21 protein-coding genes are annotated in these 23,957 nt (G+C 64.5%); 11 read left to right on the top strand and 10 right to left on the bottom strand.

The genetic code is table 11. The features are described 5' to 3' along the window. The first annotated feature begins 12 nt into the window (after window positions 1-12). The gene (gene cfaB, locus VUG52_RS27010; protein WP_331832306.1) at window positions 13-1,197 is read left to right on the top strand and encodes a C17 cyclopropane fatty acid synthase CfaB; all 1,185 of its coding nucleotides are present in this window, start codon (window positions 13-15) and stop codon (window positions 1,195-1,197) included. Window positions 1,198-1,232: 35 nt separating this feature from the next. Here cfaB and cls read toward each other — a convergent pair whose 3' ends face one another. Beyond that, window positions 1,233-2,672, bottom strand: coding sequence for a cardiolipin synthase (gene cls / locus VUG52_RS27005; protein WP_050707586.1), 1,440 nt, complete (start codon window positions 2,670-2,672; stop codon window positions 1,233-1,235). Window positions 2,673-2,801: 129 nt separating this feature from the next. On the opposite strand from cls, the gene VUG52_RS27000 reads away from it, so the two are divergent. Continuing rightward, on the top strand, window positions 2,802-3,329 hold the full coding sequence (locus VUG52_RS27000) for a DUF3617 domain-containing protein (protein WP_050707585.1): 528 nt from the start codon (window positions 2,802-2,804) through the stop codon (window positions 3,327-3,329). A gap of 4 nt (window positions 3,330-3,333) precedes the next feature. Here the strand turns inward: VUG52_RS27000 and folE2 are convergent, their stop codons facing one another. Both folE2 and VUG52_RS26990 read right to left on the bottom strand, forming a co-directional pair. Then, on the bottom strand, window positions 3,334-4,215 hold the full coding sequence (gene folE2, locus VUG52_RS26995; protein ID WP_331832305.1) for a GTP cyclohydrolase FolE2: 882 nt from the start codon (window positions 4,213-4,215) through the stop codon (window positions 3,334-3,336). Window positions 4,216-4,239: 24 nt separating this feature from the next. Continuing rightward, complete coding sequence (locus tag VUG52_RS26990; protein ID WP_186732159.1) at window positions 4,240-4,617, bottom strand: glutamine synthetase; 378 nt, start codon at window positions 4,615-4,617, stop codon at window positions 4,240-4,242. 110 nt (window positions 4,618-4,727) lie between these two features. Between VUG52_RS26990 and zigA the strand changes: the two genes are divergently transcribed. Genes zigA through VUG52_RS26975 form a run of 3 tightly spaced genes read left to right on the top strand, consistent with a single transcriptional unit; the run spans window position 4,728 to window position 7,577 of the window. Further along, window positions 4,728-5,936 (top strand): zinc metallochaperone GTPase ZigA, encoded by a 1,209-nt coding sequence (gene zigA, locus VUG52_RS26985; RefSeq protein ID WP_331832304.1) that lies wholly within the window; start codon window positions 4,728-4,730, stop codon window positions 5,934-5,936. Then, window positions 5,933-6,550: a DUF1826 domain-containing protein gene (locus VUG52_RS26980; RefSeq protein ID WP_331832303.1), complete on the top strand. Its 618-nt coding sequence runs from the start codon at window positions 5,933-5,935 to the stop codon at window positions 6,548-6,550. Before zigA ends, VUG52_RS26980 begins: the two co-directional genes overlap by 4 nt. Before the next feature lie 52 nt (window positions 6,551-6,602). Then, window positions 6,603-7,577: a CobW family GTP-binding protein gene (locus tag VUG52_RS26975; RefSeq protein WP_331832302.1), complete on the top strand. Its 975-nt coding sequence runs from the start codon at window positions 6,603-6,605 to the stop codon at window positions 7,575-7,577. Here VUG52_RS26975 and VUG52_RS26970 read toward each other — a convergent pair whose 3' ends face one another. Then, entirely contained in the window at window positions 7,578-7,970 is a 393-nt protein-coding gene (locus VUG52_RS26970) for a DUF3301 domain-containing protein (protein ID WP_050707579.1), read from the bottom strand. Between the two features lie 120 nt (window positions 7,971-8,090). Between VUG52_RS26970 and pdxY the strand changes: the two genes are divergently transcribed. Next, entirely contained in the window at window positions 8,091-8,963 is an 873-nt protein-coding gene (gene pdxY, locus VUG52_RS26965; protein WP_331832301.1) for a pyridoxal kinase PdxY, read from the top strand. Here pdxY and VUG52_RS26960 read toward each other — a convergent pair. Then, on the bottom strand, window positions 8,960-9,445 hold the full coding sequence (locus VUG52_RS26960; RefSeq protein WP_050707577.1) for an acyl-CoA thioesterase: 486 nt from the start codon (window positions 9,443-9,445) through the stop codon (window positions 8,960-8,962). The two genes, pdxY and VUG52_RS26960, sit on opposite strands and share 4 nt — an antisense overlap. 326 nt (window positions 9,446-9,771) lie before the next feature. On the opposite strand from VUG52_RS26960, the gene VUG52_RS26955 reads away from it, so the two are divergent. Beyond that, the gene (locus tag VUG52_RS26955; protein ID WP_028690000.1) at window positions 9,772-11,532 is read left to right on the top strand and encodes a cation:proton antiporter; all 1,761 of its coding nucleotides are present in this window, start codon (window positions 9,772-9,774) and stop codon (window positions 11,530-11,532) included. 143 nt (window positions 11,533-11,675) lie between these two features. Here VUG52_RS26955 and VUG52_RS26950 read toward each other — a convergent pair whose 3' ends face one another. The 3 genes from VUG52_RS26950 to uvrD form a co-directional block, all read right to left on the bottom strand. Then, complete coding sequence (locus VUG52_RS26950) at window positions 11,676-12,083, bottom strand: SMI1/KNR4 family protein (protein ID WP_028689999.1); 408 nt, start codon at window positions 12,081-12,083, stop codon at window positions 11,676-11,678. Between the two features lie 113 nt (window positions 12,084-12,196). Further along, a complete protein-coding gene (locus VUG52_RS26945; protein ID WP_050707576.1) occupies window positions 12,197-13,045 on the bottom strand; it encodes a Tim44 domain-containing protein in 849 nt (282 codons plus the stop codon). 232 nt (window positions 13,046-13,277) lie between these two features. Then, the gene (gene uvrD, locus VUG52_RS26940; RefSeq protein WP_050707575.1) at window positions 13,278-15,461 is read right to left on the bottom strand and encodes a DNA helicase II; all 2,184 of its coding nucleotides are present in this window, start codon (window positions 15,459-15,461) and stop codon (window positions 13,278-13,280) included. 239 nt (window positions 15,462-15,700) lie between these two features. On the opposite strand from uvrD, the gene VUG52_RS26935 reads away from it, so the two are divergent. Continuing rightward, window positions 15,701-18,577 carry a putative bifunctional diguanylate cyclase/phosphodiesterase gene (locus VUG52_RS26935; protein WP_331832298.1) on the top strand — a complete coding sequence of 959 codons (2,877 nt, stop codon included), beginning with the start codon at window positions 15,701-15,703 and terminating at the stop codon, window positions 18,575-18,577. Window positions 18,578-18,648: 71 nt separating this feature from the next. On the opposite strand, the gene zwf is transcribed toward VUG52_RS26935, so the two are convergent. Continuing rightward, window positions 18,649-20,091 (bottom strand): glucose-6-phosphate dehydrogenase, encoded by a 1,443-nt coding sequence (gene zwf, locus VUG52_RS26930; RefSeq protein ID WP_050707573.1) that lies wholly within the window; start codon window positions 20,089-20,091, stop codon window positions 18,649-18,651. 103 nt (window positions 20,092-20,194) lie between these two features. On the opposite strand from zwf, the gene hexR reads away from it, so the two are divergent. Next, window positions 20,195-21,061, top strand: coding sequence for a transcriptional regulator HexR (gene hexR / locus VUG52_RS26925; RefSeq protein WP_023630201.1), 867 nt, complete (start codon window positions 20,195-20,197; stop codon window positions 21,059-21,061). 160 nt (window positions 21,062-21,221) lie between these two features. Further along, window positions 21,222-21,440, top strand: coding sequence for a PA3496 family putative envelope integrity protein (locus VUG52_RS26920; protein ID WP_198742564.1), 219 nt, complete (start codon window positions 21,222-21,224; stop codon window positions 21,438-21,440). Here the strand turns inward: VUG52_RS26920 and VUG52_RS26915 are convergent. After that, window positions 21,382-22,329, bottom strand: a complete 948-nt coding sequence (locus tag VUG52_RS26915) for a LysR family transcriptional regulator (RefSeq protein WP_162232991.1) — start codon at window positions 22,327-22,329, stop codon at window positions 21,382-21,384. The two genes, VUG52_RS26920 and VUG52_RS26915, sit on opposite strands and share 59 nt — an antisense overlap. Before the next feature lie 204 nt (window positions 22,330-22,533). On the opposite strand from VUG52_RS26915, the gene VUG52_RS26910 reads away from it, so the two are divergent. Next, window positions 22,534-23,949 (top strand): acetyl-CoA carboxylase biotin carboxylase subunit, encoded by a 1,416-nt coding sequence (locus VUG52_RS26910; protein WP_050707570.1) that lies wholly within the window; start codon window positions 22,534-22,536, stop codon window positions 23,947-23,949. Window positions 23,950-23,957 lie beyond the last annotated feature (8 nt).

The raw sequence follows: 23,957 nt of genomic DNA, 5'->3' as shown, positions 1-23,957 counted from the left end.
GGAGGGTCATGAATGCTTGCGCAACTTCCACCCGCATTGCAGAGCCTGCACTTACCTTTGCGCGTCAAGCTGTGGGATGGCAACCAGTTCGATCTGGGGCCGAGCCCGCAGGTCACCATCCTGGTCAAGGAGCCCCAGCTGATCGCCCAGCTCACCCACCCGAACCTGGAAGAGCTTGGTTCCGCCTTCGTCGAGGGCAAGCTGGAGCTGGAAGGCGATATCGGCGAAGTGATTCGGGTCTGCGACGAGCTCAGCGAAGCCTTGCTCAAGGATGAAGACGAGTGCTTGCCGGAGCGCACCTCCCATGACAAGCGCACCGACGCCGAAGCCATTTCCTACCACTACGACCTGTCCAATGATTTCTACCAACTGTGGCTCGACCCGGACATGGTCTATTCCTGCGCCTACTTCAAGGAGCCGGACAACACCCTGGCCCAGGCCCAGCAGGACAAGTTCGATCACCTGTGCCGCAAGCTGCGCCTGCAGGCCGGTGATTATCTGCTGGATGTCGGTTGCGGCTGGGGCGGGCTGGCGCGGTTCACCGCCCGCGAGTATGGCGCCAAGGTGTTCGGCATCACGCTGAGCAAGGAGCAGTTGAAGCTCGGCCGCCAACGGGTCAAGGAGGAGGGCCTGGCCGACAAGGTTGACCTGCAGATCCTCGACTACCGCGACCTGCCCCAGGATGGCCGCTTCGACAAGGCGGTCAGCGTCGGCATGTTCGAACACGTCGGACATGCCAACCTCGAGCTGTATTGCCAGCGGCTGTTCGGCGCGGTGCGGGAAGGTGGCCTGGTGATGAACCATGGCATCACCGCCAAGCACGTCGATGGTCGCCCGGTCGGTCGCGGCGCGGGGGACTTCATCGACCGTTACGTGTTCCCCCACGGCGAGTTGCCGCATATCTCGATGATCACGGCGCGGATCTGCGAGGCGGGCCTGGAGGTGGTCGATATCGAGAGCCTGCGCCTGCACTACGCCAAGACCCTCAATCACTGGAGCGAGAACCTGGAGAACCAGTTGCATCGCGCCGCCGCGCTGGTGCCGGAGAAGACCCTGCGCATCTGGCGCCTGTACCTGGCCGGCTGCGCCTACGCCTTCACCAAGGGCTGGATCAACCTGCACCAGATTCTCGCGGTGAAGCCCTACGCCGACGGCCACCACGACCTGCCGTGGACGCGTGAGGACCTCTATCGCTGACCGGGTAGCCCGGCGTGCCGACTAGGCTCGCCGGGCTACAGGATTGGTGAAATCAGCCGCGCGATACGCATCCCCAACTGTTGCAGGCGGTGGGTGTCGCGGCTGTCCTCCGCGGTGATCTCCCGAGCCTGCTCGAAGTCATTCTCCAGCATCTGTTCGACCTGGTCGGCGAAAGTGCGGTCCACGGTGAGCAGGGTGATCTCGAAGTTCAGCCGGAACGAGCGGTTGTCGAGGTTGGCGCTGCCGATGGCGCTGACCTCATCGTCCACCAGCACCACCTTCTGGTGCAGGAAGCCCGGCAGGTAGCGGAACATGCGCACCCCGGCGCGCACCGCCTCGAAGGCGAACAGGCTGGAGGCGGCGTAGACGATGCGGTGGTCGGGGCGCGAGGGAATCAGGATGCGCACGTCGACACCCCGCAGCACCGCCAGGCGCAGGGCGGCGAAGATGGCTTCGTCGGGGATGAAATAGGGGCTGGTGATCCACACCCGTCGGGTAGCCGAGTGAATCGCCTCGAGGAAGAACAGCGCACAGGTTTCCTGTGGATCTGCCGGGCCGCTGGCCAAGGCCTGGCACAGTACGCCGTTCTCCGGGTAGACGTCGGGCAGGATCAGCGGCGGCAGCTGGCGCGTGGCCCAGTACCAGTCCTCGGCGAAGGATTCTTGCAGGCAGGCCAGCACCGGGCCGCCGATCTGCACATGGGTGTCGCGCCACGGTGACAGCTTGGGGTGTGCCCCGAGGTACTCGTCTCCTACGTTATGGCCGCCGAGAAACCCGAGCAGGCCGTCGACCACGACGATCTTGCGATGGTTGCGGAAGTTGACCTGGAAACGATTGAACCAGCCACGCCGGGTGGCGAACGCCTCGATCTGCACACCGCCGTCGCGCAGCACCTGGCTGTAGCTGGCCGGCAGGGCATGGCTGCCGACGCGGTCGTACAGCACGAACACCTGCACGCCTTCGGCGGCCTTGCGCAGCAGCAGTTGCTGCAACTCCCGGCCGAGGGCGTCGTCATGGATGATGAAGAACTGCACCAGCACGGTGTCCCGTGCCATGCGGATGGCCGAGAAGATCGCCTCGAAGGTGGCTGCGCCATCGATCAGCAGCTTCACCTCGTTGTTGGCCAGACACGGCATGCGCCCCAGCTTGGGCATGGCGCGCAGGGCGGCGTAGCTGTCGGATTCGCGGGCGGTCAGCGCTTCCTCCACCCAGGGCCGCCAGTTCAGGTTGGCCATGGCCACGTGCATCTCCTGGTTGGCCTGGCGTCGGGCCTGGATGTAGGCGTAGAAGGAACGGGCGCCGAACACCAGGTAGGGGATGAGGGTGAGGTAGGGGATGAACAGCAGCGACATGGCCCAGGCGATCGCACCCTGGGCGGTGCGCACGGTGAACACCGCATGCAACGCGGCGATGAGACCGAGCAGATGAATCAGGCCGAGCAAGTAACCGAAGAAGTAGGGGCTGTGGAAATCCATACGCATCCTGCTTGCCGAGAGCACTGCTGCTAACAGACCACGTTCGAGGGTATGCCTGCAACCCATAGGCGATTTTGACGTCTAACGGCTCAGTCCGGCCGGAGCCGGTATTTCGAGGAGCTTTCATCCATGAAGATTCGTCTGCCACTGCTCGCCCTGGTACTGGGGCTGGGCAGCCCGCTGGTTCATGCGCAGATGCTGCAACCCGGCCTGTGGGAACTGACCACCAGCAACATGCAGGTCGATGGCAAGCCGTTGCCGGACATGGAGTTCATGCTCGGTCAGTTGAAGAACCTGCCGCCCGAGCAACGGGCGATGATGGAGGGGGCCCTGGCCAAGCAGGGCATCACGGTGGGAGGCAAGGGGGTGCGCTCGTGCCTGACTGCGGAGCAGGTCAAGACCAATGACATTCCGCTGCAGGATCCGCAGTCCGGGTGCACGCAGAAGATCACCGAGCGCAATGGCAATGTCTGGAAGTTCCAGTTCAGTTGCCCCAAGGCCCAGGGTAACGGCCAGGCCACCTTCCTCAGCGACCGGGAGTTCCTGACCAAGGTCAACGGTACCTTCAATGCCTCCGGGGTCCAGCAGCAGGGCAGCATGGACACCCGGGCGGTCTGGCTTGGGAATGATTGTGGAACCGTCAAACCACGTACTTGATCTGTCACCAGCGATAACGACTGACCGCCACCGCGTCGTGGGCATGCAGGCTCTCTGCATGTTCCACGCGCACGCTGAAGCCGCTCACGCCCGCTAGCGTTCGTAAGGCCGCATGCAGGCGGCGGGCGGCATCCTCGCAGAACATCAGGTTCTGTCCGTTGGCCAGGGCAAAGGCCTGCTCGTCGGCGCGCTTCACTGCCGTCTGTACGGCCGTGCCCAAGGCTGCCTCCGCTGTCTCGATCAACTCAGTCAGTCTGAACGCGTCGCCGTCCAGGCGGACCTGCAGCTTGGCCAGGCTCCTCTGGCTGTGGGGTGTTGCAACGATGCCGTCGCTGCTGCCAAGCCATTGGCGAACACGTTCCCGCTCCAGCGACTGATCAGCGAAGTCCCGGTCGAACTGCGCCTGGATCAGCTGCCTTGCCAGCGCCGCCGAGCAGGGGCAGGTCGAGGAGTAGGGAATGTGCACCGATAGTTCCACGTGGAACATTTCATCTTTCAGCTGGGCTTCGATGCTCACCGGGTAGCGTTTCCAGCCTGCCAGCGGGCTGACCAGCGCCGGGCGCTTGAGCAGGTGATCGAACGCCAGACGCAGGTAGGCGGTGTTCGAAAGGCCCTCGTGGCTGGCGAGAAAGTGCTCGAGCGTCCGGCGAATCAGCCGTGGGCTCAAGGCTTGCTGTTCCAGCGCTTCCAGCGCCAGGTACAACCGTGACATGTGGATGCCCCGGGCTGCGCCGTCATCCAGGCTCACGCCGGCATCGGCGTGGGCGCCGAGGCTGCGTCCGTCGACCAGCAGCGGCAGGGCGATACCGCACATGCCGACCCAGTCCAGCGGCAGTGCCTGCGGGCTGCTCTGTGCGGCGATGTCGGGAAGGGCAAGGCTAGACATGTAAGAATCCTGAAGTGATGGCAGTCAGCGGCAACCGCCGACAAGGCTGCAGTGCAGGTTGAAGCGTTGACCGCTGGAGCTGGAGACACGGTTGAGGGTGGTCCAGCCGATGCGGCGGCTGTAGCCCACCCAGGCTTCACCGTCGCTGGCCAGCCCGGTGAAGAAGGTCAGCGTGCCGTAGCGGCTGTTGGTCTGAGCCCACAGGCGCTTGCCTGCCACTTCGTAGCCACGCAGGTAGAAGGTGCTGCCTTCGGTACGCACGCTGTAGTAGTTGCCTTGGCCATCCTGGCAGGCGAGCAGGGTCGCGCTGCGGGTGCACAGGGCGAGGTCGGTGTGGGGCATGGCGAGAAGCTGCGTGGGGGCTGCGAGCAGCAGTAGGGCAGCGAGGCCGGATGATTTCATGACGCTCTCCAGACAACCGTTCGGTCGACACGGCTTGGCGAAATTGTATTGTTATAATATAACATTATGCAATGCATCGATTCGAATGCGCCTTCCCGATGAGGTTAGTCATGCCCAACCGTCTCCCTGTCACCGTGCTGTCCGGCTTCCTCGGCGCCGGCAAGAGCACGCTGCTCAATCATGTCCTGCGCAACCGCGACAACCTGCGCGTCGCCGTGATCGTCAACGACATGAGTGAAATCAACATTGATGCCAGCGAGGTCCAGCGCAACGTCAGCCTGAACCGGGCGGAAGAAAAACTGGTGGAGATGAGCAACGGCTGCATCTGCTGCACCTTGCGCGAGGACCTGCTGGAAGAGGTGGCGCGGTTGGCGAGTGAGGGCCGCTTCGATTACCTGCTGATCGAATCGACCGGAATATCCGAGCCGCTGCCGGTCGCCGAGACCTTCACCTTTCGCGACGAACAGGGGCGCAGCCTCTCCGACATGGCGCGGCTGGACACCATGGTCACCGTGGTCGACGGGCTGAACTTCCTGCGTGACTACCAGGCCGCCGAGAGTCTCGCCAGCCGCGGCGAGACCTTGGGTGAACAGGACGAGCGCTCGATCAGCGACCTGCTGATCGAGCAGGTCGAGTTCGCCGACGTGTTGTTGCTGAGCAAGATCGACCTGATCAGCCAGTCTGACCGCGAGGAGCTGGTGGCCATCCTGCGCAGCCTCAATGCCCGGGCGCAGATCGTGCCGATGGTGATGGGCCAGGTGGCGCTGTCGCGCATCCTCGATACCGGCCTGTTCGATTTCGACCAGGCGGCCCAGGCCCCGGGCTGGCTGCGCGAACTGCGGGGCGAGCATGTGCCGGAAACCGAGGAATACGGCATCGCCGCCAGCACCTGGCAGGCACGTCGGCCGTTCCACCCGCAGCGCTTCTACGACTTTATCCACACGCCTTGGAGCAACGGGCGGTTGCTGCGTTCCAAGGGGTTCTTCTGGCTGGCCAGCAAATACCAGGAGGCCGGGAGCTGGTCCCAGGCCGGTGGCATGATGCGTCACGGCCTGGCGGGGCGCTGGTGGCGCTTCGTGCCACGCGAGCAATGGCCGCAGGACGAAGAGAACACCGCGGCGATCCTCAAGCAGTGGTCGGTGGAAAGCGGCGATTGCCGTCAGGAACTGGTGTTCATCGGGCAGAACATCGACTTTGAGCGGTTATCCACAGAGCTGGAGGCCTGCCTGCTCACGGACGACGAGATGGAATCGGGGCCGATGGCCTGGCTGCGTCTGCCCGATCCTTTCGGGGCTTGGCATGAGGACGCGGTGGCATGACTGTGGATATCCGCCAGGTGTTCGGTGAATCGCCCCAGGTGATGACCGACATTCTTCAGGATGGCGTCAACCTGGCGGTCTGGCAGCGCCGCCTGCCGGCCCAGGTGGAGGACTTCGCCAACCTGGTGCTCAGCCTTGGCCAACCCCTGGCCGATGAGCGGGTGATCGAGGTGGATGAACGCCACCCACCAGCCTTGCCAGGTTTGCTCAGGGAGGCCGCCGACCTGCACGGCTATGACGGTTTCGTCGCGGATGTGGCTTGGCTGGTGGCCGCGTACACCTGCCTGCTGGGCGCCCGTCGTCTCGGTGTGCGCGTGCGGGTACTGGATGGGGCGATGTGCCCGCGCATGCATGTGGACCATGTGCCGGTGCGCCTGCTCAGCACCTATGCCGGTGCGGGCAGCGAATGGCTGGCGGAGGGAGCGATCGATCGCGCTCGCTTGCAGCAGTTGTCGACGCCTGTGGATAAGGTTCGGCGCCTGGCGGCGGGAGAGGTGGCTTTGCTGAAGGGCGAGAAGTGGCTGGGCAACGAGGGCGCGGGATTGGTCCACCGGTCACCGCTGACGCCTGCCGGGGAGCGCCGATTGTTGTTGAGCCTGGATTGGTTGGCATGAATCGCGGGGCCTGGCGGTATAGACTGCCATCAATTCACCCCGATACCGAGCCATGCTGCAGAACATCCCCACCCATGTGATCGCCGGCCCCCTCGGCGCCGGCAAGACCAGCCTGATCCGCCACCTGCTGGACCAGCGTCCGGCAGGTGAGCGCTGGGCCGTGCTGGTCAACGAGTTCGGTCAGATTGGCCTTGATGCCGCCTTGCTCAGCCGCGACGAGGCGGGCATCTCCATCGGAGAAGTGGCGGGAGGCTGCCTGTGCTGCGTCAATGGCGCGCCATTCCAGGTGGGGCTTGGCCGCTTGCTGCGCAAAGCTCGCCCGGACCGCCTGTTCATCGAACCGTCCGGCCTCGGTCACCCGGTCGAGTTGCTGGAGCAACTGGGGCGTGCGCCCTGGACTGGCGTGCTGTCGGTCCAGCCACTGCTGATGGTGCTGGATGCCGCAGCGCTGTCCCGGGGCGACGTCCTGCCCGAGGCTCAGCACCAGGCGCTGGCGAAGGCGGGGTTGCTGGTGTTCAACAAGGCGAGCGTTGTGGATGAAGCCGCACGCTTGTTGATAACTGCATCACTACCCGCAATACCGGCGCGCTGGACGGATCACGGGATACTGCCGCTTGCTGCATTGCCTGTTTCAACCCCCGTGGCGGCAGGTACGGTCGACCCTGGCAGCCTGCCTGTGGATAACGGTGCAGTGCCGTTGCCCACCCTGTGGACCGATCCACGACAGCCGATCTGCCAGTATCAGAAGGGGGAGGGAGGTTGGAGTATCGGCTGGCGCTGGCATCCCGACCAATGCTTCGACGAGGCCGTGCTGCGCGGTGTGCTCGAGCAATGGCCGTGGCGCCGGGCGAAGGGTGTTGTCCATAGCACCGAAGGCTGGCAGTCGTTCAATGGCTTGGAAGGCGGAACGCTGGAGTGGCGCTCCAGCGAATGGCGCAAGGACTCGCGCATCGAGCTGATCTTCGATCGACCGCAACCCTTGCAGGCCCTGCAAGCGGCAATATGCGGCTGCCAGCTGATCCGTTGATCAATTGCGCCAGCGGTTGTGCTCCTGGCGCCACTGCTGCATCTCGATGACGTTGTCGGCACGCGGCGGGGTCTTGATCTCGAACGGATAGGGCGCGAGTTCAATCTGCATGGTGTGGGCGCCGAACTGGGTGACGGTGCCGGGGTGGCGCTGTTCACCGGTGACGGTGAATTCGAAGTTGTAGATGCGCGCCAGGCGCTTCCTGCCATTGGCGTCACGCACGAAGGCGATGCGTTTGAGCGCCACGGCGTCGTCGAGCAACTCCAGGTCGAGCTTGGCGCAATGCTGCTTGACCCGTGCCAGGGCCTTTTCGCGCAGCCCGTGGTTGTGCCACAGCCAGGCGCCTGCGGTCGCCACCAGCATCAGGACGAAGAGGTTTTCCAGGGTCAGCATTTGCGTAAGCTCCAGACAGGTCGATCCAGCTTAACTGCGTCTCTGGCCTGTCGTACAGATGGCAATCAGGTTCATACTGCGGGCCGCACACTTATTCACACAGTTTCGGAATCGTCCCGCATGAAACGTACGCCGCACCTGCTCGCCATTCAGTCCCACGTGGTCTTTGGACACGCCGGCAACAGCGCCGCGGTGTTTCCCATGCAGCGGGTCGGGGTCAACGTCTGGCCGCTCAACACCGTACAGTTCTCCAACCATACTCAGTATGGACAGTGGGCCGGGGAAGTGCTTGCCCCAGCGCAAATTCCTGCGTTGGTGGAAGGCATTTCCAATATCGGCGAACTGGGCCACTGCGATGGGGTGTTGTCGGGCTACCTGGGCAGTGCCGAGCAGGGGCGGGCGATCCTGGCCGGCGTCGAGCGGATCAAGGCGGTCAATCCCAAGGCCCTGTACCTGTGCGACCCGGTCATGGGGCATGCCGAGAAGGGCTGCATCGTACCGGCGGAGGTCAGCGAGTTCCTGCTCGAGGAGGCGGTCGCCAAGGCCGATATCCTGTGCCCGAACCAGCTCGAGCTGGACAGCTTCTGTGGCCGTCGCGCGCAGTCCCTGGAAGATTGCGTGGGCATGGCGCGCGGGTTGCTGGAGCGCGGGCCGCAGGTGGTGCTGGTCAAGCACCTGAATTATCCACAGCGGGCGGACGATGCCTTCGAGATGCTGCTGGTGACCCGCGATGCCAGTTGGCACCTGCGCCGGCCCTTGCTGGCCTTCCCACGCCAGCCGGTGGGCGTGGGCGACCTGACCTCCGGGCTGTTCCTCGCCCGCGTGTTGCTGGGCGACGACTGGTTGCAGGCTTTCGAATTCACCGCCGCCGCCGTGCATGAAGTGCTGCTGGAAACCCAGGCCTGCACCAGCTATGAACTGCAACTGGTGCGAGCCCAGGATCGCATCGCCCATCCGCGGGTGCGCTTCGAGGCGCAGCGCTTGCTCTACTAGATCGAATCAGCCTTGAGGTTCTGGTAGCGCTGTTCCAGCTCCTGGCGGATCTGGCGGCGTTGCTGGCCCTGCAGGAAGCGGCGCTTCTCCTCGCTGCTCTGCGGCTGGCGCGGCGGCACCTTCACCGGGCGTCGGTCGTCGTCCACCGCGACCATGGTGAAGAAGCAGCTGTTGGAGTGGCGCACCGAGCGCTCGCGGATATTCTCGGTGACCACCTTGATGCCCACCTCCATCGAGGTGTTGCCGGTGTAGTTGACCGAGGCCAGGAAGGTCACCAGCTCGCCGACATGCACCGGTTCGCGGAAGATCACCTGGTCCACCGACAGGGTCACCACATAGGTGCCGGCATAGCGGCTGGCGCAGGCATAGGCGACTTCGTCGAGGTACTTGAGCAGGGTGCCGCCGTGTACGTTGCCAGAGAAGTTGGCCATGTCCGGTGTCATCAGGACGGTCATGGTCAGCTGGGCGTTTCCAGGTTCCATAGAGAGCTCACGGTGAATTTGCACGGATTCGGGGCGGGTATCTGCAGACACTTCTGTTTCCCCTCGTTGAGGTTTCCCATCCTGGTACGGGACGTCGGCTGACGCTCCATCGTCACGCCAATCTTGCCATCGCCGGTGTCGAATCGGCCGATCTGTTTCTGCATATTGCATCGGCAATTTGTGGCAAGGCGCGATGTTAACCTGACGACGCCCATGCAACGTGGGCTTTTGCGTCTATCACAACAGTATGTGCCTGCTCCGCGCCGAAGGATCGTCCGGCAGAGGAGCGGTTCGCCCCGAGCACCGAAAACAAGGAGTATCACGCCATGCATGCCATCAGCTTCATCCAGGACCTGGCGGTGATCATGCTGGTTGCCGGGGTGGTCACCATCCTCTTTCATCGCCTCAAGCAGCCGGTGGTGCTGGGCTACATCGTCGCCGGTTTCATCATCGGCCCGCACACGCCGCCGTTCGGCCTGATCCACGACGAAGACACCATCAAGACCCTGGCCGAACTTGGGGTGATCTTCCTGATGTTCTGCCTGGGCCTGGAGTTCAGCCTGCGCAAGCTGTTCAAGGTCGGCGCCACGGCCTTCATTGCGGCGTTCCTGGAAATCGTCCTGATGATCTGGATCGGGTTCGAGATCGGTCGCTGGTTCGGCTGGAATACCATGGATTCGCTGTTCCTCGGAGCGATCCTGGCGATCTCCTCGACCACCATCATCGTCAAGGCGCTCAACGACCTGAAGATGAAGAACGAGCGTTTCGCCCAGCTGATCTTCGGCGTGCTGATCGTCGAGGACATCCTCGGCATCGGCATCATCGCGCTGCTGTCGGGTATTGCCGTCAGCGGCTCGGTGAGTTCCGGCGAGGTGTTCTCCACCGTGGGCAAGCTGTCGCTGTTCATGATCGTCGCGCTGGTCATCGGCATCCTGCTGGTGCCGCGGCTGCTGGCCTACGTGGCGAAATTCGAAAGCAACGAGATGCTGCTGATCACCGTGCTGGGCCTGTGTTTCGGCTTCTGCCTGCTGGTGGTCAAGCTCGAGTACAGCATGGTGCTCGGCGCCTTCCTGATCGGCGCGATCATGGCCGAGTCGCGCCAGCTGCTGAAGATCGAACGGCTGATCGAGCCGGTTCGCGACCTGTTCAGCGCCATCTTCTTCGTCGCCATCGGCTTGATGATCGACCCATCGATCCTGGTCGAGTACGCCTGGCCGATCGTGGTCATCACCCTGGCGGTGGTGCTGGGCAAGATGCTCTCCTGTGGCATGGGTGCGTTCATCGCCGGCAACGACGGGCGCACCTCGTTGCGCGTGGGGATGGGGCTTTCGCAGATCGGCGAGTTCTCCTTCATCATCGCCGCCCTGGGGGTGACCTTGCAGGTCACCAGTGACTTTCTCTATCCGGTCGCAGTAGCTGTGTCGGCCATTACAACCTTGCTGACACCGTACCTGATCCGGGCTGCTGACCCTCTGTCGATAAGGCTGGGCAAGGTGGTACCGAGCCGCGTGGCACGGGTGCTGTCGCTGTATGGCGAGTGGTTGCGCAGCATTCAGCCGCAGGGTGAGGGGGCCATGCTGGCGGCGATGATCCGACGCATTCTGCTGCAGGTCGGGGTCAACCTGGCGTTGGTGATCGCGATCTTCTTCAGTGGCGGTTATTTCGCCGGGCGCATCGGCAACTGGTTGAGCGAGTGGGTGGCGGATGCCGGCCAGCAGAAGGCGCTGATCTGGGGCGCGGCATTGCTGTTGTCGCTGCCATTCCTGATCGCGGCCTATCGCAAGCTCAAGGCGCTGTCGATGCTACTGGCTGAGATGGGCGTCAAGCCCGAGATGGCCGGGCGGCATACCCAGCGGGTACGGCGGGTGATCGCCGAGGTGATTCCGCTGCTGTCACTGTTGGTGATCTTCCTGCTGCTGTCGGCCTTGTCGGCAAGCATCCTGCCGACCAGCGAACTGCTGCTGGTCATCGTCGTGGTGGCGGCAGTGGTGGTGGCGCTGCTGTGGCGCTGGCTGATCCGGGTGCATACGCGGATGCAGGTGGCGTTGCTGGAGACGCTGGAGAACAGCCGCGATCATTCGCACTGAGCGCGCGGTTAACGCTTTCTGCGCAAGATTTCACCGTCGTCCGAGGGGATGGAGCGGTAGCAGTGTCGCCAGGCGCAGAGAGCCTGGCGATTCTACGAGTGATGGGTAGCGATAAGCCATCACTTTATGCGGGTATTTCTCATTCAGCTTTCCAGCCAGACATCCCGTGCCCAGTGCCAGACCGATTCCCAGCTTTCCTCGGTGACGATTTCTTCTTCGCCGGACCACAGCACCACGGTGCCGTCCTCTTCGACGCAGTAGTAGTCGTCACCGTCCTGGCAGATGGGAATGAGGTCGCGGGGCACGCCGGCGTCCCAGGCGTTGGCCGCCACTTCCGGCAGGTAGGTGTGGGATTGCGGATCGGTCACGGTCACCGGCTCGAGGCTGCCGTACACCACGTCACTGACGGTCAGCAGGTATTCCTTGAACACGAACGGGATGTTGATGAACAGTTCTTCCTCGATCTCGACCAGCTGATCCTCGTCCGGCAGTTCCAGCGGCACCGGTACCGGCTCGTTGGCTTCACGGAGTTGTTCGATCACTTCTTCCACGGTTCACATCCTCTGACCTTATGACAACGCTGCGCGTTATACCCTAGTAGGCCGCTCTGGCAAAAGCAAAAACCCCGGGACAGGCCCGGGGTTTTTTCTGCAACGTGCGACGGTTAACCGTTTTGGCGGATACCGGCCAGCAGCCAAGGCTGGTTCTCGCCATGGGCGCGAACCATGTGCCAGCTTTCGCTGAAGGCTTCGCCCTGGTCGAAGCGCGAGGTCTTCGACACGCCACGGAAGGTCAGGGTGGCGTCGGTCTGGTCGACACGCTCGTCGACGCCGTCCAGTTGCACATCGAGGTCGTCGATGTAGGTGGACTGGAAGCCTTCACCCTGCTCGGCGCGCTCGCGCTTGAGGAACTCGAGCATCTGCGGGGTGACGAACTCGGCGATCTTGTCCATCTCGTTGGCGTCCCAGTGCTGCTGCAGCGACTGGAAGTGCGAACGGGCGGCGGACAGGAAGCTGGCTTCGTTGAACCAGGCCGGGGCGTTGATCACAGGCGAGGCGACCGGTGCGGCGGAGCCGCCGAAGATCGACTGCGGGGCGGCCTGCGGCTGGGCTTCGCGCTGGTACGGGGCGTGGCCGGCGGCAGCGTGTTGCGGCTGCTGCTGGCGACGGCGCGCGGCGATGAAGCGGAAGACCAGGAAGGCGATCAGGCCCATGATCAGGAAATCGAGGATCTGCATGCCATCGAAGCCGTCGCCCATGAACATGGAGGCCAGCAGGCCACCGGCGGCGAGGCCGGCGAGTGGGCCCAGCCAGCGCGAGGCACCGCTGGCGGCGGCGGGTGCGCGACCAGGAGCGGTCGGGGCGGCGGCAGGCGTGGTCGGGGTGGCCTGGCGGGTCTGGTGGATAGGCGCGGAGCCCGAGCTCTTGCCACCACCGAAGCGCTTGGCGTTGGCGTCGAGGCTCAGCGTCAGGCCGACGCAGAGCGCCAGAGCGATGCTAAGAAAACGTTGCATAAGATGGGGATTCCCGTTTGTGTGGATTGCACGCGCGTCATGGTGCACATGAACTGGCAGACATAGCCAGCGACAAGATGTTTCGAGCTTTTGCCTGATTGTAAGGATGGTCAGGGTCGTGTGGGAGCGGGTTTACCCGCGAAGAAGGCGACGCGGTGCCTGGCACGGGCTTCGCCCGTGTTCGCGGGTAAACCCGCTCCCACAGGATCTGCGAAGCCAGTGGGAGTGGTAGTCAGATAGCTTCCAGCTTCGCGTAGCCCAGCATCAGCCACTTGCTGCCCTCGGAGAAGTTCACCTGCACCCGTGCCTGGGCGCCGGAGCCCTCGAAGTTGAGGATCACGCCTTCGCCGAACACCGCATGCTGCACCCGCTGGCCGAGGCTGAAGGCGGTCTGCGGGATGCTGGCGTTGGCGAACAGGCTGCTGGCCGGCGTCTTCGCGCCGCCGAACGGACGGCTGACGGTGTTCGACAGGCGCACTTCCTGCACCAGCCCGGCGGGGATCTCCCGGACGAAGCGCGATACCTTGTTATAGGTCTCGCTGCCATACAGGCGGCGGGTCTCGGCGTAGGTCATGACCAGCTGGCGCATGGCCCGGGTGATGCCCACGTAGGCCAGGCGGCGCTCCTCTTCGAGGCGGCCGGGCTCTTCCAGGCTCATCTTGTGCGGGAACAGGCCTTCCTCCATGCCCACCAGGAACACGTACGGGAACTCCAGGCCCTTGGCGCTGTGCAGGGTCATCAGCTGGATGCTGTCCTCGTGCTCGTCGGCCTGGGTGTCGCCGGCCTCCAGCGAGGCGTGACCGAGGAACGCCGACAGCGGCGAGAGGTCGGCGTCTTCGTCGCTGGTCTCGAAGTTGCGCGCCGCGCTGACCAGTTCCTCAAGGTTTTCCACCCGGGCCTGGCCTTTCTCGCCCTTTTCTTCCTGGTGATAGACGATCAGCCCGGACTGCTCGATGACGGTCTGGGTCATCAGGTGCAGCGGCATGTCCAGCACCTTGGCGGCGAGGTTCTCGAGCAGCTCGATGAACGCGCCCAGGGCGCTGGCGGCGCGGCCCTTGAGGGCCTTGGCGGCGAGTAGCTGGCACATGGCTTCCCACATCGACAGCTGGCTGTGGCGGGCGTGGTCGCGGATGGCCTCGACGGTCTTTTCGCCGATGCCCCGTGGTGGCACGTTGATCACCCGCTCCAGCGCCGCGTCGTTGCCGCGACCTTCGAGCAGGCGCAGGTAGGCCATGGCGTTCTTGATCTCGGCGCGCTCGAAGAAGCGCTGGCCGCCATAGATGCGGTAGGGGATGCGTTCGCGCAGCAGGGCCTCTTCCAGCACCCGCGACTGGGCGTTGGAGCGGTACAGGATGGCGATCTCGCTGCGCGCGTTACCCTGCTTGACCAGGCTTTCGATGGTCTCGACTACATAGCGCGCTTCGTCGTGCTCGTTGTACGCGGCATAGAGCGTGAGCGGTTCGCCTTCGCCCATGTCGGTCCACAGCTCCTTGCCCAGGCGCCCGCTGTTGTTGGCGATCAGGGCGTTGGCGGCCTTGAGGATGCCGCCGGTGGAGCGGTAGTTCTGCTCCAGGCGGATCAGCTCGGCGTCCGGGAAGTCGGCGGTGTACTGGTGGATGTTCTCGATCTTGGCGCCGCGCCAGCCGTAGATCGACTGGTCGTCGTCGCCCACCGCCATCAGGCTGTCGCCCCCGGAGGCCAGCAGGCGCAACCAGGCGTACTGCACGGCGTTGGTGTCCTGGAACTCGTCCACCAGCAGGTGGCGGAAGCGGCGCTGGTAGTGCCTGAGCAGGTCCGGGTGGTCGCGCCACAGGTCGAGGGCGCGCAGCAGCAGCTCGGAGAAGTCGATGACCCCGGCGCGGTCGCAGGCCTGCTCGTAGGCCACATAGATGTCGCGCATGGTGGCCAGGAACAGGTCGCCGCTGGCCTGGATATGCCGTGGGCGCAGGCCTTCGTCCTTCTGCCCGTTGATGAACCACTGGACCTGGCGCGCCGGCCACTTCTGCTCGTCCAGGCCCATCTCGCGGATCACCCGCTTGATCAGGCGCTGCTGGTCGTCGCTGTCGAGGATCTGGAAGTTCTGCGCCAGCCCCGCTTCCTGCCAGTGCGCCCGCAACAGGCGGTGGGCCAGGCCGTGGAAGGTGCCGACCCACATGCCGGCCGGGTTGATGCCCAGCAGTTGCTCGATCCGCTGGCGCATTTCCGCCGCGGCCTTGTTGGTGAAGGTCACCGACAGGATCGAGTGCGGCGAGGCCTGTTCGACCTGGATCAGCCAGGCGATGCGGTGCACCAGCACGCGGGTCTTGCCCGAGCCGGCGCCGGCCAGCACCAGTTGGCGCCCCACCGAGGCCGCCACGGCCTGGCGTTGAGCGTCGTTGAGGGAGTTCAGCAGGAGGGAGAGGTCGTCATTATGCATCCGGGCATTCTATGGCCGTGCGAAGGCAGGGGCAAACGCCCCGGACGCAAATCGCCGGACGGGCGCTCGACCGTTCATCGGTGGACTTGTCCGGTGCCCGTGGTTGAGCGGTCAGACCTGGACGCAGCAGACATTTTCGAAATCATGACGCAGAGCAGTTTGGTCCGACGCGGTGCTTGTGTATGCTCCCTGCACATTTGCGGTCAGCCATAACAAGAAGACAAAAGAAACCAGCCAATATGACCCAGGATTGCGCGGCGATCGGAGCATCGCCGGAGACGACAAGGAGCGTTCGCAGGCAATTCGCCACCCAGCTGTCGATCGAGCGTACTCGCCTGCTGTACCAGGGCTCGTTGCTGCCCACCTTGTTCATGTTGCTCAACGGCCTGCTCTGCGCCTGGCTGCTGTGGAGCCCTGCGCGCTATTTGCTGGTCGGGGTTTGGATGGCCTGGCTGGTGGCGCTGGTGGCGCTTCGGGTGATCCAGGTGGCGGCCTTCGACGCGGCGACGCCGGCGCGCCAGGCCAAGCCGACCTGGCGGCGCATGTTCCTGCTCGGTTCGGCGTTCAGTGGCCTGACCTTGGCCTGCGCGGTGATCGCCCTGGCGCCGGCGGACAACTTCGTGCAGCAGGCCTGGGTCTTCGGCCTGCTCGGCGCGGCGGCGTTGTCGGCCAGTGTCGCCTACGCGGTCAGCCTGCCGGCGTTTCTCAGCTTCGCCCTGCCGTGCCTGCTGCCGCCGATCGCGTTTCTCTTCGTCTATGACGCTGGGCACCAGCGCGGCTGGGGCTGGCTGGGGCTGATCCTGCTGGTGGCGCTGATGGTGGTGGCCTGGCAGGTCAATCGCCTGATCGAGCGCGGCCTGCTGCGCCGTTTCCAGAACCAGGCGCTGATCGAACACCTGCAGAACGCCCAGCGTCATGGCGAGGGCCTCAACCGTCAGCTCAGCGCAGAGATCGCCCAACGACGCCGGGCTGAGGACGACCTGCGCAAAGCCCATGCCGGCCTCGAGCAGCGCGTGGCCCAACGCAGTCATGAGCTGGACCTGGCCAACCAGGCCCTGAGCAAGAGCGAGCAGCGCCTGGCCCTGGCCTTGCAGGCCAGCGAACTCGGGCTGTGGGATTGGAACCTGGAAACCGACGAGGTCCATCACACCCAGCTGCATACGTTGTTCGGCCTGGATCCGGAGCAGGTGCGCTCGGTGCGCGCCGACCTCAAGCCGCGGCTGCATCCCGATGACCTGCCCGTGCTGCGGCGCACGCTGGTCGAGCACCTCAAGGGGCGCACCGAGGACTACCGGGTAGAGTACCGGGTACGCCACGCCCAGGGGCACTGGTGCTGGATCGAGGACCGGGGGCGGGCGGTGGAGACCGATGGCCAGGGCAAGGTCCTGCGCATGCTCGGCACCCGCCGCGACATCACCGCGCAGAAGGAACAGGAAGAGCAGCAGCGCCTGGCCGCGACGGTGTTCGAGGCGGCCAGCGAAGGGATCGCCATTCTCGACGCGGACTTCCAGTTGCTGGCGGTGAACCAGGCCTTCTGCGATGTCACCGGCTACGGCCGGGCCGAGCTGATCGCCCGCAACGCCCTGGAGCTGCCTTGCAGCCGCGATGCCCGGCGCCACAGCCAGGCCATCGACCAGGCCCTGGAGCAGCAGGGCCGCTGGCAGGGCGAGCTGGTCGAGGCGCGCAAGAACGGCGAGCTCTACCCGCAGTGGCTGCAACTGAACAGCGTGAATGACCCACGGGGACGGATCGTCAATATCGTTGGCTTCTTCACCGACCTGTCCGCGCGCCGCGAATCCGAGGAGCGTCTGCGCTACCTGGCGCATTACGACGACCTCACCGGGCTGGCCAACCGCGCGCTGTTCCGCTTGCGCCTGCACGAGGCGGCGCAGCGCATGCGCCTGAACGGCCGCAGCCTGGCGCTGCTGCATGTGGACCTGGACCGCTTCAAGCTGCTCAACGAGAGCCTGGGCCATGAACTGGCGGACCAGCTGCTCAAGAAGATGGCCCAGCGCCTGGCCAACGCGGTGCCGGAGGCCGACACCGTGGCGCGCCTGTCTGGCGACGAGTTCGCCGTGCTGTTCGACGGCTACACCAACCTGTCGAGCCTGGTGCGCGTCACCACCCGGCTGCTCGACAAGCTGCGCGTGCCCCAGCGTGTGGGTGGGCACGAGGTGGTGATCAGCGCGTCGGTGGGCATCAGCCTGTTGTCCGACGCCACTCAGGACCTCAATGCCCTGGTCAGTCAGGCCGACATGGCCAAGCAGCACGCCAAGCACCTGGGCGGCGACAGTTTCCAGTTCTATACCGAGAGCCTGCGCGCCAGCACCCTGCAACGCCTGCAGCTGGAAAACCAGCTGCGCAAGGCCATCGATGAGCGCCAGTTGCTGGTCTACTACCAGCCCAAGCTGTGCCTGCGCACCGGGCAGCTGCATGCGGCCGAGGCACTGGTGCGCTGGCAGCACCCCGAGTGGGGCATGGTGCCACCCAGCGAGTTCATCGGCCTGGCCGAAGAGACCGGGCTGATCGCGCCCATGGGGGAGTTCGTGCTGCGCCAGGCCTGCTGGCAGGCGTGCGAATGGTTGCGCCAGGGCCTGGAGGTACGCGTTTCGGTCAACCTGTCGGTGTACCAGCTGCGCCAGGGCAAGCTGGTCAGCCTGGTGCGCCAGGTCCTGCAGGAGTCCGGCCTGGCGCCGCACCTGCTGGAGTTGGAACTGACCGAAAGCCAGTTGCTGGACAGTGTCGAGCACATCATCACCACCTTCGAGCAGCTGCACGCGCTGGGGGTGAAGCTGGCCATCGATGACTTCGGTACCGGCTATTCGTCACTGAGCTACCTCAAGCGCTTCCCGGTGGACTACGTGAAGATCGACCAGGCGTTCATCCGCGGCCTGCTCGAAGGTTCACAGGACGCGGCCATTACCCGGGCGATCATCGCCATGGCCAAGAGCCTGCAACTGAAAGTGGTGGCCGAAGGGGTGGAAACCCGCGAGCAGCTGCAGTTCCTGCGCGAGCATGGTTGCGACGAGGTGCAGGGCTACCTGATCAGTCGTCCGGTGGACGCGACCTCGTTCCGCGCGCTGCTTGATCGCTCGACGGCCGACCTGTTGCGCTAAAGGTCGGCCCAGGCGCCCGGCATGAAATTGCCGGGGCTGCTTTGCAGCCCTTTCGCGGCACGAGGCCGCTCCTACAGGTGCCAGGCCTGGCCCTGGCGGGCCAGCAGGCTGTTGGCCTGTTCCGGGCCATTGCTGCCGGCGGGGTAGGGGCGTGGCGCCTGGAAGTGTTCCTCCCAGCCCTGCAGGATCGGGTCGATCCAGGCCCAGGCGGCCTCGACCTCGTCGCGGCGCATGAACAGCGTCGAGTCGCCTTCCAGCACATCCAGCAGCAGTCGCTCGTAGGCGTCCCAGCGGCGGGTCTGGGCGAAGGCCTGGGCGAGGTTCAGGTCCAGTTCGACCGGTGCCAGGCGCATGCCCTTGCCCGGGCTCTTGGTCATCATGCGCAGGCTGATGTGCTCGTCCGGCTGTAGCTGGATCAGCAATTGATTGACCTGGCCACCGCTGAACAGCTCGTGGGGCACCGGCTTGAACTGGATGACGATCTGCGACGAGCGCCGCGCCATGCGCTTGCCGGTGCGCAGGTAGAAGGGCACGCCGGCCCAGCGCCAGTTGTCGATGTGCGCCTGGACCGCAACGAAGGTCTCGGTGTCGCTGTCGTTGTCCACGTCTTTCTCGAAGTAATAGGCCGGCACTTCCTGGCCGCCGATCTTGCCGGCGCCGTACTGGCCGCGCACGGTCTTGTCCTGCACGTCCTGGCCGGTGATGGGCTTGAGCGCGCGAAGGATCTTCACCTTTTCGTCGCGCACCGCCTCGGCCTCGAACTGCGCCGGCGGTTCCATGGCCACCAGGCAGAGCAATTGCAGCAGGTGGTTCTGCAGCATGTCGCGGGTGGCGCCGGCACGGTCGTAGTAGGCGCCGCGGTTCTCCACGCCGAGGGTCTCGCAGACGCTGATCTGCACATGGTCGACCTGGCCGTTGCGCCACACCGGCTCTAGCAGGGCATTGGCGAAGCGCAGGGCCATGAGGTTCTGCACGGTTTCCTTGCCCAGGTAGTGGTCGATGCGAAATACCTGCGGTTCGCTGAACACCGCGCCGATGGCCTCGTTGATCGCGGTGGCCGACTCCAGCGAGTGACCGATGGGCTTCTCCAGGACGATGCGCGCCTCGCTGTCGGCAAGGCCGGCGACGCGCAGGTGGTTGGCGATGGGCACGAACAAATTGGGCGCGGTGGCCAGGTAGAAGATGCGCGTGAGCCCGCCGGGCTCGCCCAGGTAACGGGCCAGGCGACCGAAGTCGGCGCTCTGCGCGGCGTCCATGGGGAAGTAGTCCAGGCGGGCGCAGAAGCGCTGCCAGACGTCCTCGTCGAAGTCCTGGCGGGCGATCTGCGCCCGGCAATGGCGTTCGGCGAGCTTGAGGTAGTCGTTGCGCGAAAGGTGGCGTCGGGCCAGGGCGATGATCCGCACGGCATTGTGCAGGCGGGCCTCGCGATACAGGTGGTAGAGCGCCGGGAGCAGTTTGTGCAGGGCCAGGTCGCCCGTGCCGCCGAAGACCAGGATGTCGCAAGGAATCGTCAAACCACCACTCTCCACGTTCGTTTAGCTGGGCGGGTTGGCAAGCATGTAGTATAACTACAAGAAAGCTACATCCCGGCACGCCGATCATAACCGAGTCCAGCCCGTGAATCTGTTGCAACATATCGACCAATCGCGGCACCTGCTGCGCAAATCGGAACTCAAAGTGGCCGACCATGTGCTGCTCGATCCGGCTGCCGTCATGCACAGCTCGATGGCCGATCTGGCGCACAGCGTGGGGATCAGCGAGCCGACCATCGTGCGCTTCTGCCGGGCGATCGGCTGCTCGGGCTTCCAGGACCTCAAGCTCAAGCTGGCGCAGAGCCTGGCCGCCGGCGCCAGTTTCGGCCAGTTCGCCATCCATGAAGACGACTCGGTCGCCGACTACAGCCTGAAGATCTTCGACACCACCCTGCACACGCTGATGGAGGTGCGCGAGCACCTCGACCCGCAGGCGCTGCAGCAGGCGGTGACCGCCATGGCCCAGGCCCAGCGCGTGGAGTTCTACGGCTTTGGCGCTTCCGGCGCGGTCGCGGCCGATGCCCAGCACAAGTTCTTCCGCCTGCTGCTCAGCGCCGCGGCGTATTCCGACCCGCACATGCAGGCGATGTCGGCGGTCACCCTGAAGCCGGGCGACGTGGCGGTGTGCATTTCGCAGTCGGGGCGCTCCAAGGACCTGCTGATCACCGCCAACCTGGTGCGTGAAAGTGGCGCCAACCTGATCACCCTGTGCCCGAGCCAGACGCCACTGGCCGAATTGTCGACGGTCAACCTGGCCATCGACGTGCATGAGGACACCGAGATCTATACCCCGCTGACCTCGCGTATCGCTCACCTGGTGGTGATCGACGTGCTGGCCATGGGCGTGGCCATGGCCCGCGGGCCAAGCCTGGTCAATCACCTCAAGAGCGTAAAGCGCAGCTTGCGCAGCCTGCGTTTGTCGCCTAAGTCGATCAAGGCTACCGACGACTGAGCAATGCAGAGGTTCCGTGGGAGCGGGCTTGCCCCGCGATTGCAAACGCGGGGCAGGCCCGCTCCCACGCAGATTTCATCATTTCGTCACCATTCCACCGCCAAACCGTAAACCGCCAAGGCCAGTCTGAAACTCCCGCATCCTATCTGGGAGACAGGCAATGGCACATGATCACGCAGGTGTGTACCAACCCAACGCCAAGGCTCGCAAGCAGCAGGAAAAGGACCAGCGCCGCATGGAGTTTCGCCGCGCGATCGAAAGCTACTGCGACCAGCGCCAGCTGCTGCGCGAGCTGGCCGACTACCCCGACCTGCAGGACATCACGGTGTGGCAGGTGTCGGCGGCAACTTCCCCGAGAAACGCTGCACAAGCCCGCTGATCTGTGCACGTTCGCCGCGGATGAACGCTTGGAACGCCAAGGCGACCGGCGACTGGCGCTTGTTTTTGGACTGCACCAGGCACCAGCTGCGGTATAGCGGCAGCTCTTCCACCGGCAGCTCCCTGAGCACGCCGGTGGCCAGCTCCAGGTTGACCGCGTGGCGGGTCAGCAGGGCGATGCCCAGGCCGGCCACCACGCATTCGCGCTGGGCATCCGTGGAGGCCACCTCGAGGGTCTGGGTGAAGTGCACGCGCTTGTCCTTGAAGAACTCCTCGCAGGCCTTGCGCGTGCCCGACCCTTGTTCGCGGACCAGCAGGGCATGAGGCTCGAGGTCCTGCAGGCGCAGCTGTTCGAGCTTGCACAGCGGGTGATCCGGTGGCGCCACGGCAATGATCGGGTTGTTGAGGAAGGGCAGGAACTCCAGGCCCATGTCCTGGGGCACCATGGACATGATGGTCAGGTCGTCGCGGTTGTCCGACAGGCGCCGGATCGCCTGGGCCCGGTTGACCACCGTGAGGGTGAGGTTGACCTCCGGGTGGCGCTGCTTGAAGGCGGCGAACAGGTGTGGCACGAAGTACTTGGCGCTGGATTCGATCGCCAGTTTCAGCTGCCCCTGCAATGAGCCCTGCAGGTCCGACAGCTGCATGTCGAGGTTCTCCAGGCGCCCGAAGATATCCCGGCTGGCGCGTTGCAGCGCCTCGGCTGCCTCGGTCAGGTAGAGCTTTTTGCCGACGTACTCGAACAGCGGCTGGCCGACCAGCTCCTCGAGCTGGCGGATCTGTAGACTAACGGCGGGTTGCGTCAGCGCCATCTCCTCGGCCGCCCGGCTGTAGGAGCGCAGATCACACACCTCGTTGAACACCTGAAGCTGACGCAAAGTCATACGCATCAAGGACTTACGCATTTTTTCCGGGGCTCCGGCAAAACCTTGTTACCTCACTATAAGCTTTTGCTAATACTGCCCCTAACAAATATTGATTTTTGTTTATCGACCTTCAGCGCTAGGGTGAATATGCGACTGGCCAGCGACGTCTGGTCACGCGCCGACCGGTAAAACCGGATCGTCTGTTCCTACGGCTTTGGGAAGACTCCAGTGATAACAAAAATCCTGATCGCCAACCGGGGTGAGATCGCAGTTCGGATCGTGCGTGCCTGCGCCGAGATGGGCATTCGCTCCGTCGCGATCTATGCCGACGCCGACCGTCACGCCCTGCACGTCAAGCGCGCCGACGAGGCCTACAGCATCGGTGCCGAGCCCCTGGCCGGCTACCTGAACCCGCGCAAGCTGGTGAACCTTGCTGTCGAGACCGGCTGCGATGCCCTGCATCCAGGCTACGGTTTCCTGTCGGAAAACGCCGAGCTTGCGGAGATCTGCGCCGAACGCGGGATCAAGTTCATCGGCCCGGCCGCCGATGTCATTCGCCGCATGGGCGACAAGACCGAAGCACGCCGCACCATGATCGCGGCCGGTGTGCCGGTCACGCCCGGCACCGAAGGCAACGTCGCCGATATCCATGAAGCCCTGCGCGAAGGTGACCGCATCGGTTACCCGGTGATGCTCAAGGCCACCTCCGGTGGCGGCGGGCGCGGCATCCGCCGCTGCAACAGCCGTGAAGAGCTGGAGCAGAACTTCCCCCGTGTCATTTCCGAGGCCACCAAGGCCTTCGGCTCGGCGGAAGTGTTCCTGGAGAAATGCATCGTCAACCCAAAGCACATCGAGGCGCAGATCCTCGGTGACAGCTTCGGCAACGTGGTGCACCTGTTCGAGCGTGACTGCTCGATCCAGCGCCGCAACCAGAAGCTGATCGAGATTGCCCCAAGCCCCCAGCTGACCCCCGAGCAGCGCGCCTACATCGGCGACCTGGCGGTGCGCGCGGCCAAGGCGGTGGATTACGAGAACGCCGGTACCGTGGAGTTCCTGCTTGCCGATGGCGAGGTGTACTTCATGGAAATGAACACCCGGGTGCAGGTGGAACACACCATCACCGAGGAAATCACCGGCATCGACATCGTCCGCGAGCAGATTCGCATCGCCTCCGGCCTGCCGCTGTCGATCAAGCAGGAAGACATCCAGCACCGTGGCTTCGCGTTGCAGTTCCGCATCAATGCCGAAGACCCGAAGAACAACTTCCTGCCCAGCTTCGGCAAGATCACCCGCTACTACGCCCCCGGCGGCCCCGGCGTGCGCACCGACACGGCGATCTATACCGGCTACACCATCCCGCCGTTCTACGACTCCATGTGCCTGAAACTGGTGGTCTGGGCGCTGACCTGGGAAGAAGCCATGGACCGCGGCCTGCGGGCCCTGGACGACATGCGCGTGCAGGGGGTGAAGACCACCGCCGCGTACTACCAGGAAATCCTGCGCAATCCGGAATTCCGCAGCGGCCAGTTCAACACCAGCTTCGTCGAAAGCCACCCTGAACTGACCAACTACTCGATCAAGCGCAAACCCGAAGAGCTGGCCCTGGCCATCGCCGCCGCCATCGCCGCGCACGCAGGCCTGTGAGGAACCGA

The sequence above is a fragment of the Pseudomonas sp. LH21 genome, from assembly GCF_036549575.1.
Classification (GTDB): Bacteria; Pseudomonadota; Gammaproteobacteria; order Pseudomonadales; family Pseudomonadaceae; genus Aquipseudomonas; species Aquipseudomonas peradeniyensis.
The sequence above is the reverse complement of the archived record's forward strand: the minus strand, read 5'-3'. Positions and strand labels throughout refer to the sequence as shown.

Excerpts from the sequence above, each read along its gene's own strand:
- VUG52_RS26970 (WP_050707579.1), bottom strand. The coding sequence starts at position 7,970 with ATGCTGACCCTGGAAAACCTCTTCGTCCTGATGCTGGTGGCGACCGCA.
- VUG52_RS26945 (WP_050707576.1), bottom strand. The coding sequence starts at position 13,045 with ATGCAACGTTTTCTTAGCATCGCTCTGGCGCTCTGCGTCGGCCTGACG.
- folE2 (WP_331832305.1), bottom strand. The coding sequence starts at position 4,215 with ATGTCTAGCCTTGCCCTTCCCGACATCGCCGCACAGAGCAGCCCGCAG.
- zigA (WP_331832304.1), top strand. The coding sequence starts at position 4,728 with ATGCCCAACCGTCTCCCTGTCACCGTGCTGTCCGGCTTCCTCGGCGCC.
- VUG52_RS27000 (WP_050707585.1), top strand. The coding sequence starts at position 2,802 with ATGAAGATTCGTCTGCCACTGCTCGCCCTGGTACTGGGGCTGGGCAGC.
- cfaB (WP_331832306.1), top strand. The coding sequence starts at position 13 with ATGCTTGCGCAACTTCCACCCGCATTGCAGAGCCTGCACTTACCTTTG.
- uvrD (WP_050707575.1), bottom strand. The coding sequence starts at position 15,461 with ATGCATAATGACGACCTCTCCCTCCTGCTGAACTCCCTCAACGACGCT.
- VUG52_RS26975 (WP_331832302.1), top strand. The coding sequence starts at position 6,603 with ATGCTGCAGAACATCCCCACCCATGTGATCGCCGGCCCCCTCGGCGCC.
- cls (WP_050707586.1), bottom strand. The coding sequence starts at position 2,672 with ATGGATTTCCACAGCCCCTACTTCTTCGGTTACTTGCTCGGCCTGATT.
- VUG52_RS26960 (WP_050707577.1), bottom strand. The coding sequence starts at position 9,445 with ATGGAACCTGGAAACGCCCAGCTGACCATGACCGTCCTGATGACACCG.
- VUG52_RS26980 (WP_331832303.1), top strand. The coding sequence starts at position 5,933 with ATGACTGTGGATATCCGCCAGGTGTTCGGTGAATCGCCCCAGGTGATG.
- VUG52_RS26915 (WP_162232991.1), bottom strand. The coding sequence starts at position 22,329 with ATGCGTATGACTTTGCGTCAGCTTCAGGTGTTCAACGAGGTGTGTGAT.
- VUG52_RS26990 (WP_186732159.1), bottom strand. The coding sequence starts at position 4,617 with ATGAAATCATCCGGCCTCGCTGCCCTACTGCTGCTCGCAGCCCCCACG.
- pdxY (WP_331832301.1), top strand. The coding sequence starts at position 8,091 with ATGAAACGTACGCCGCACCTGCTCGCCATTCAGTCCCACGTGGTCTTT.
- VUG52_RS26935 (WP_331832298.1), top strand. The coding sequence starts at position 15,701 with ATGACCCAGGATTGCGCGGCGATCGGAGCATCGCCGGAGACGACAAGG.
- VUG52_RS26955 (WP_028690000.1), top strand. The coding sequence starts at position 9,772 with ATGCATGCCATCAGCTTCATCCAGGACCTGGCGGTGATCATGCTGGTT.
- VUG52_RS26920 (WP_198742564.1), top strand. The coding sequence starts at position 21,222 with ATGGCACATGATCACGCAGGTGTGTACCAACCCAACGCCAAGGCTCGC.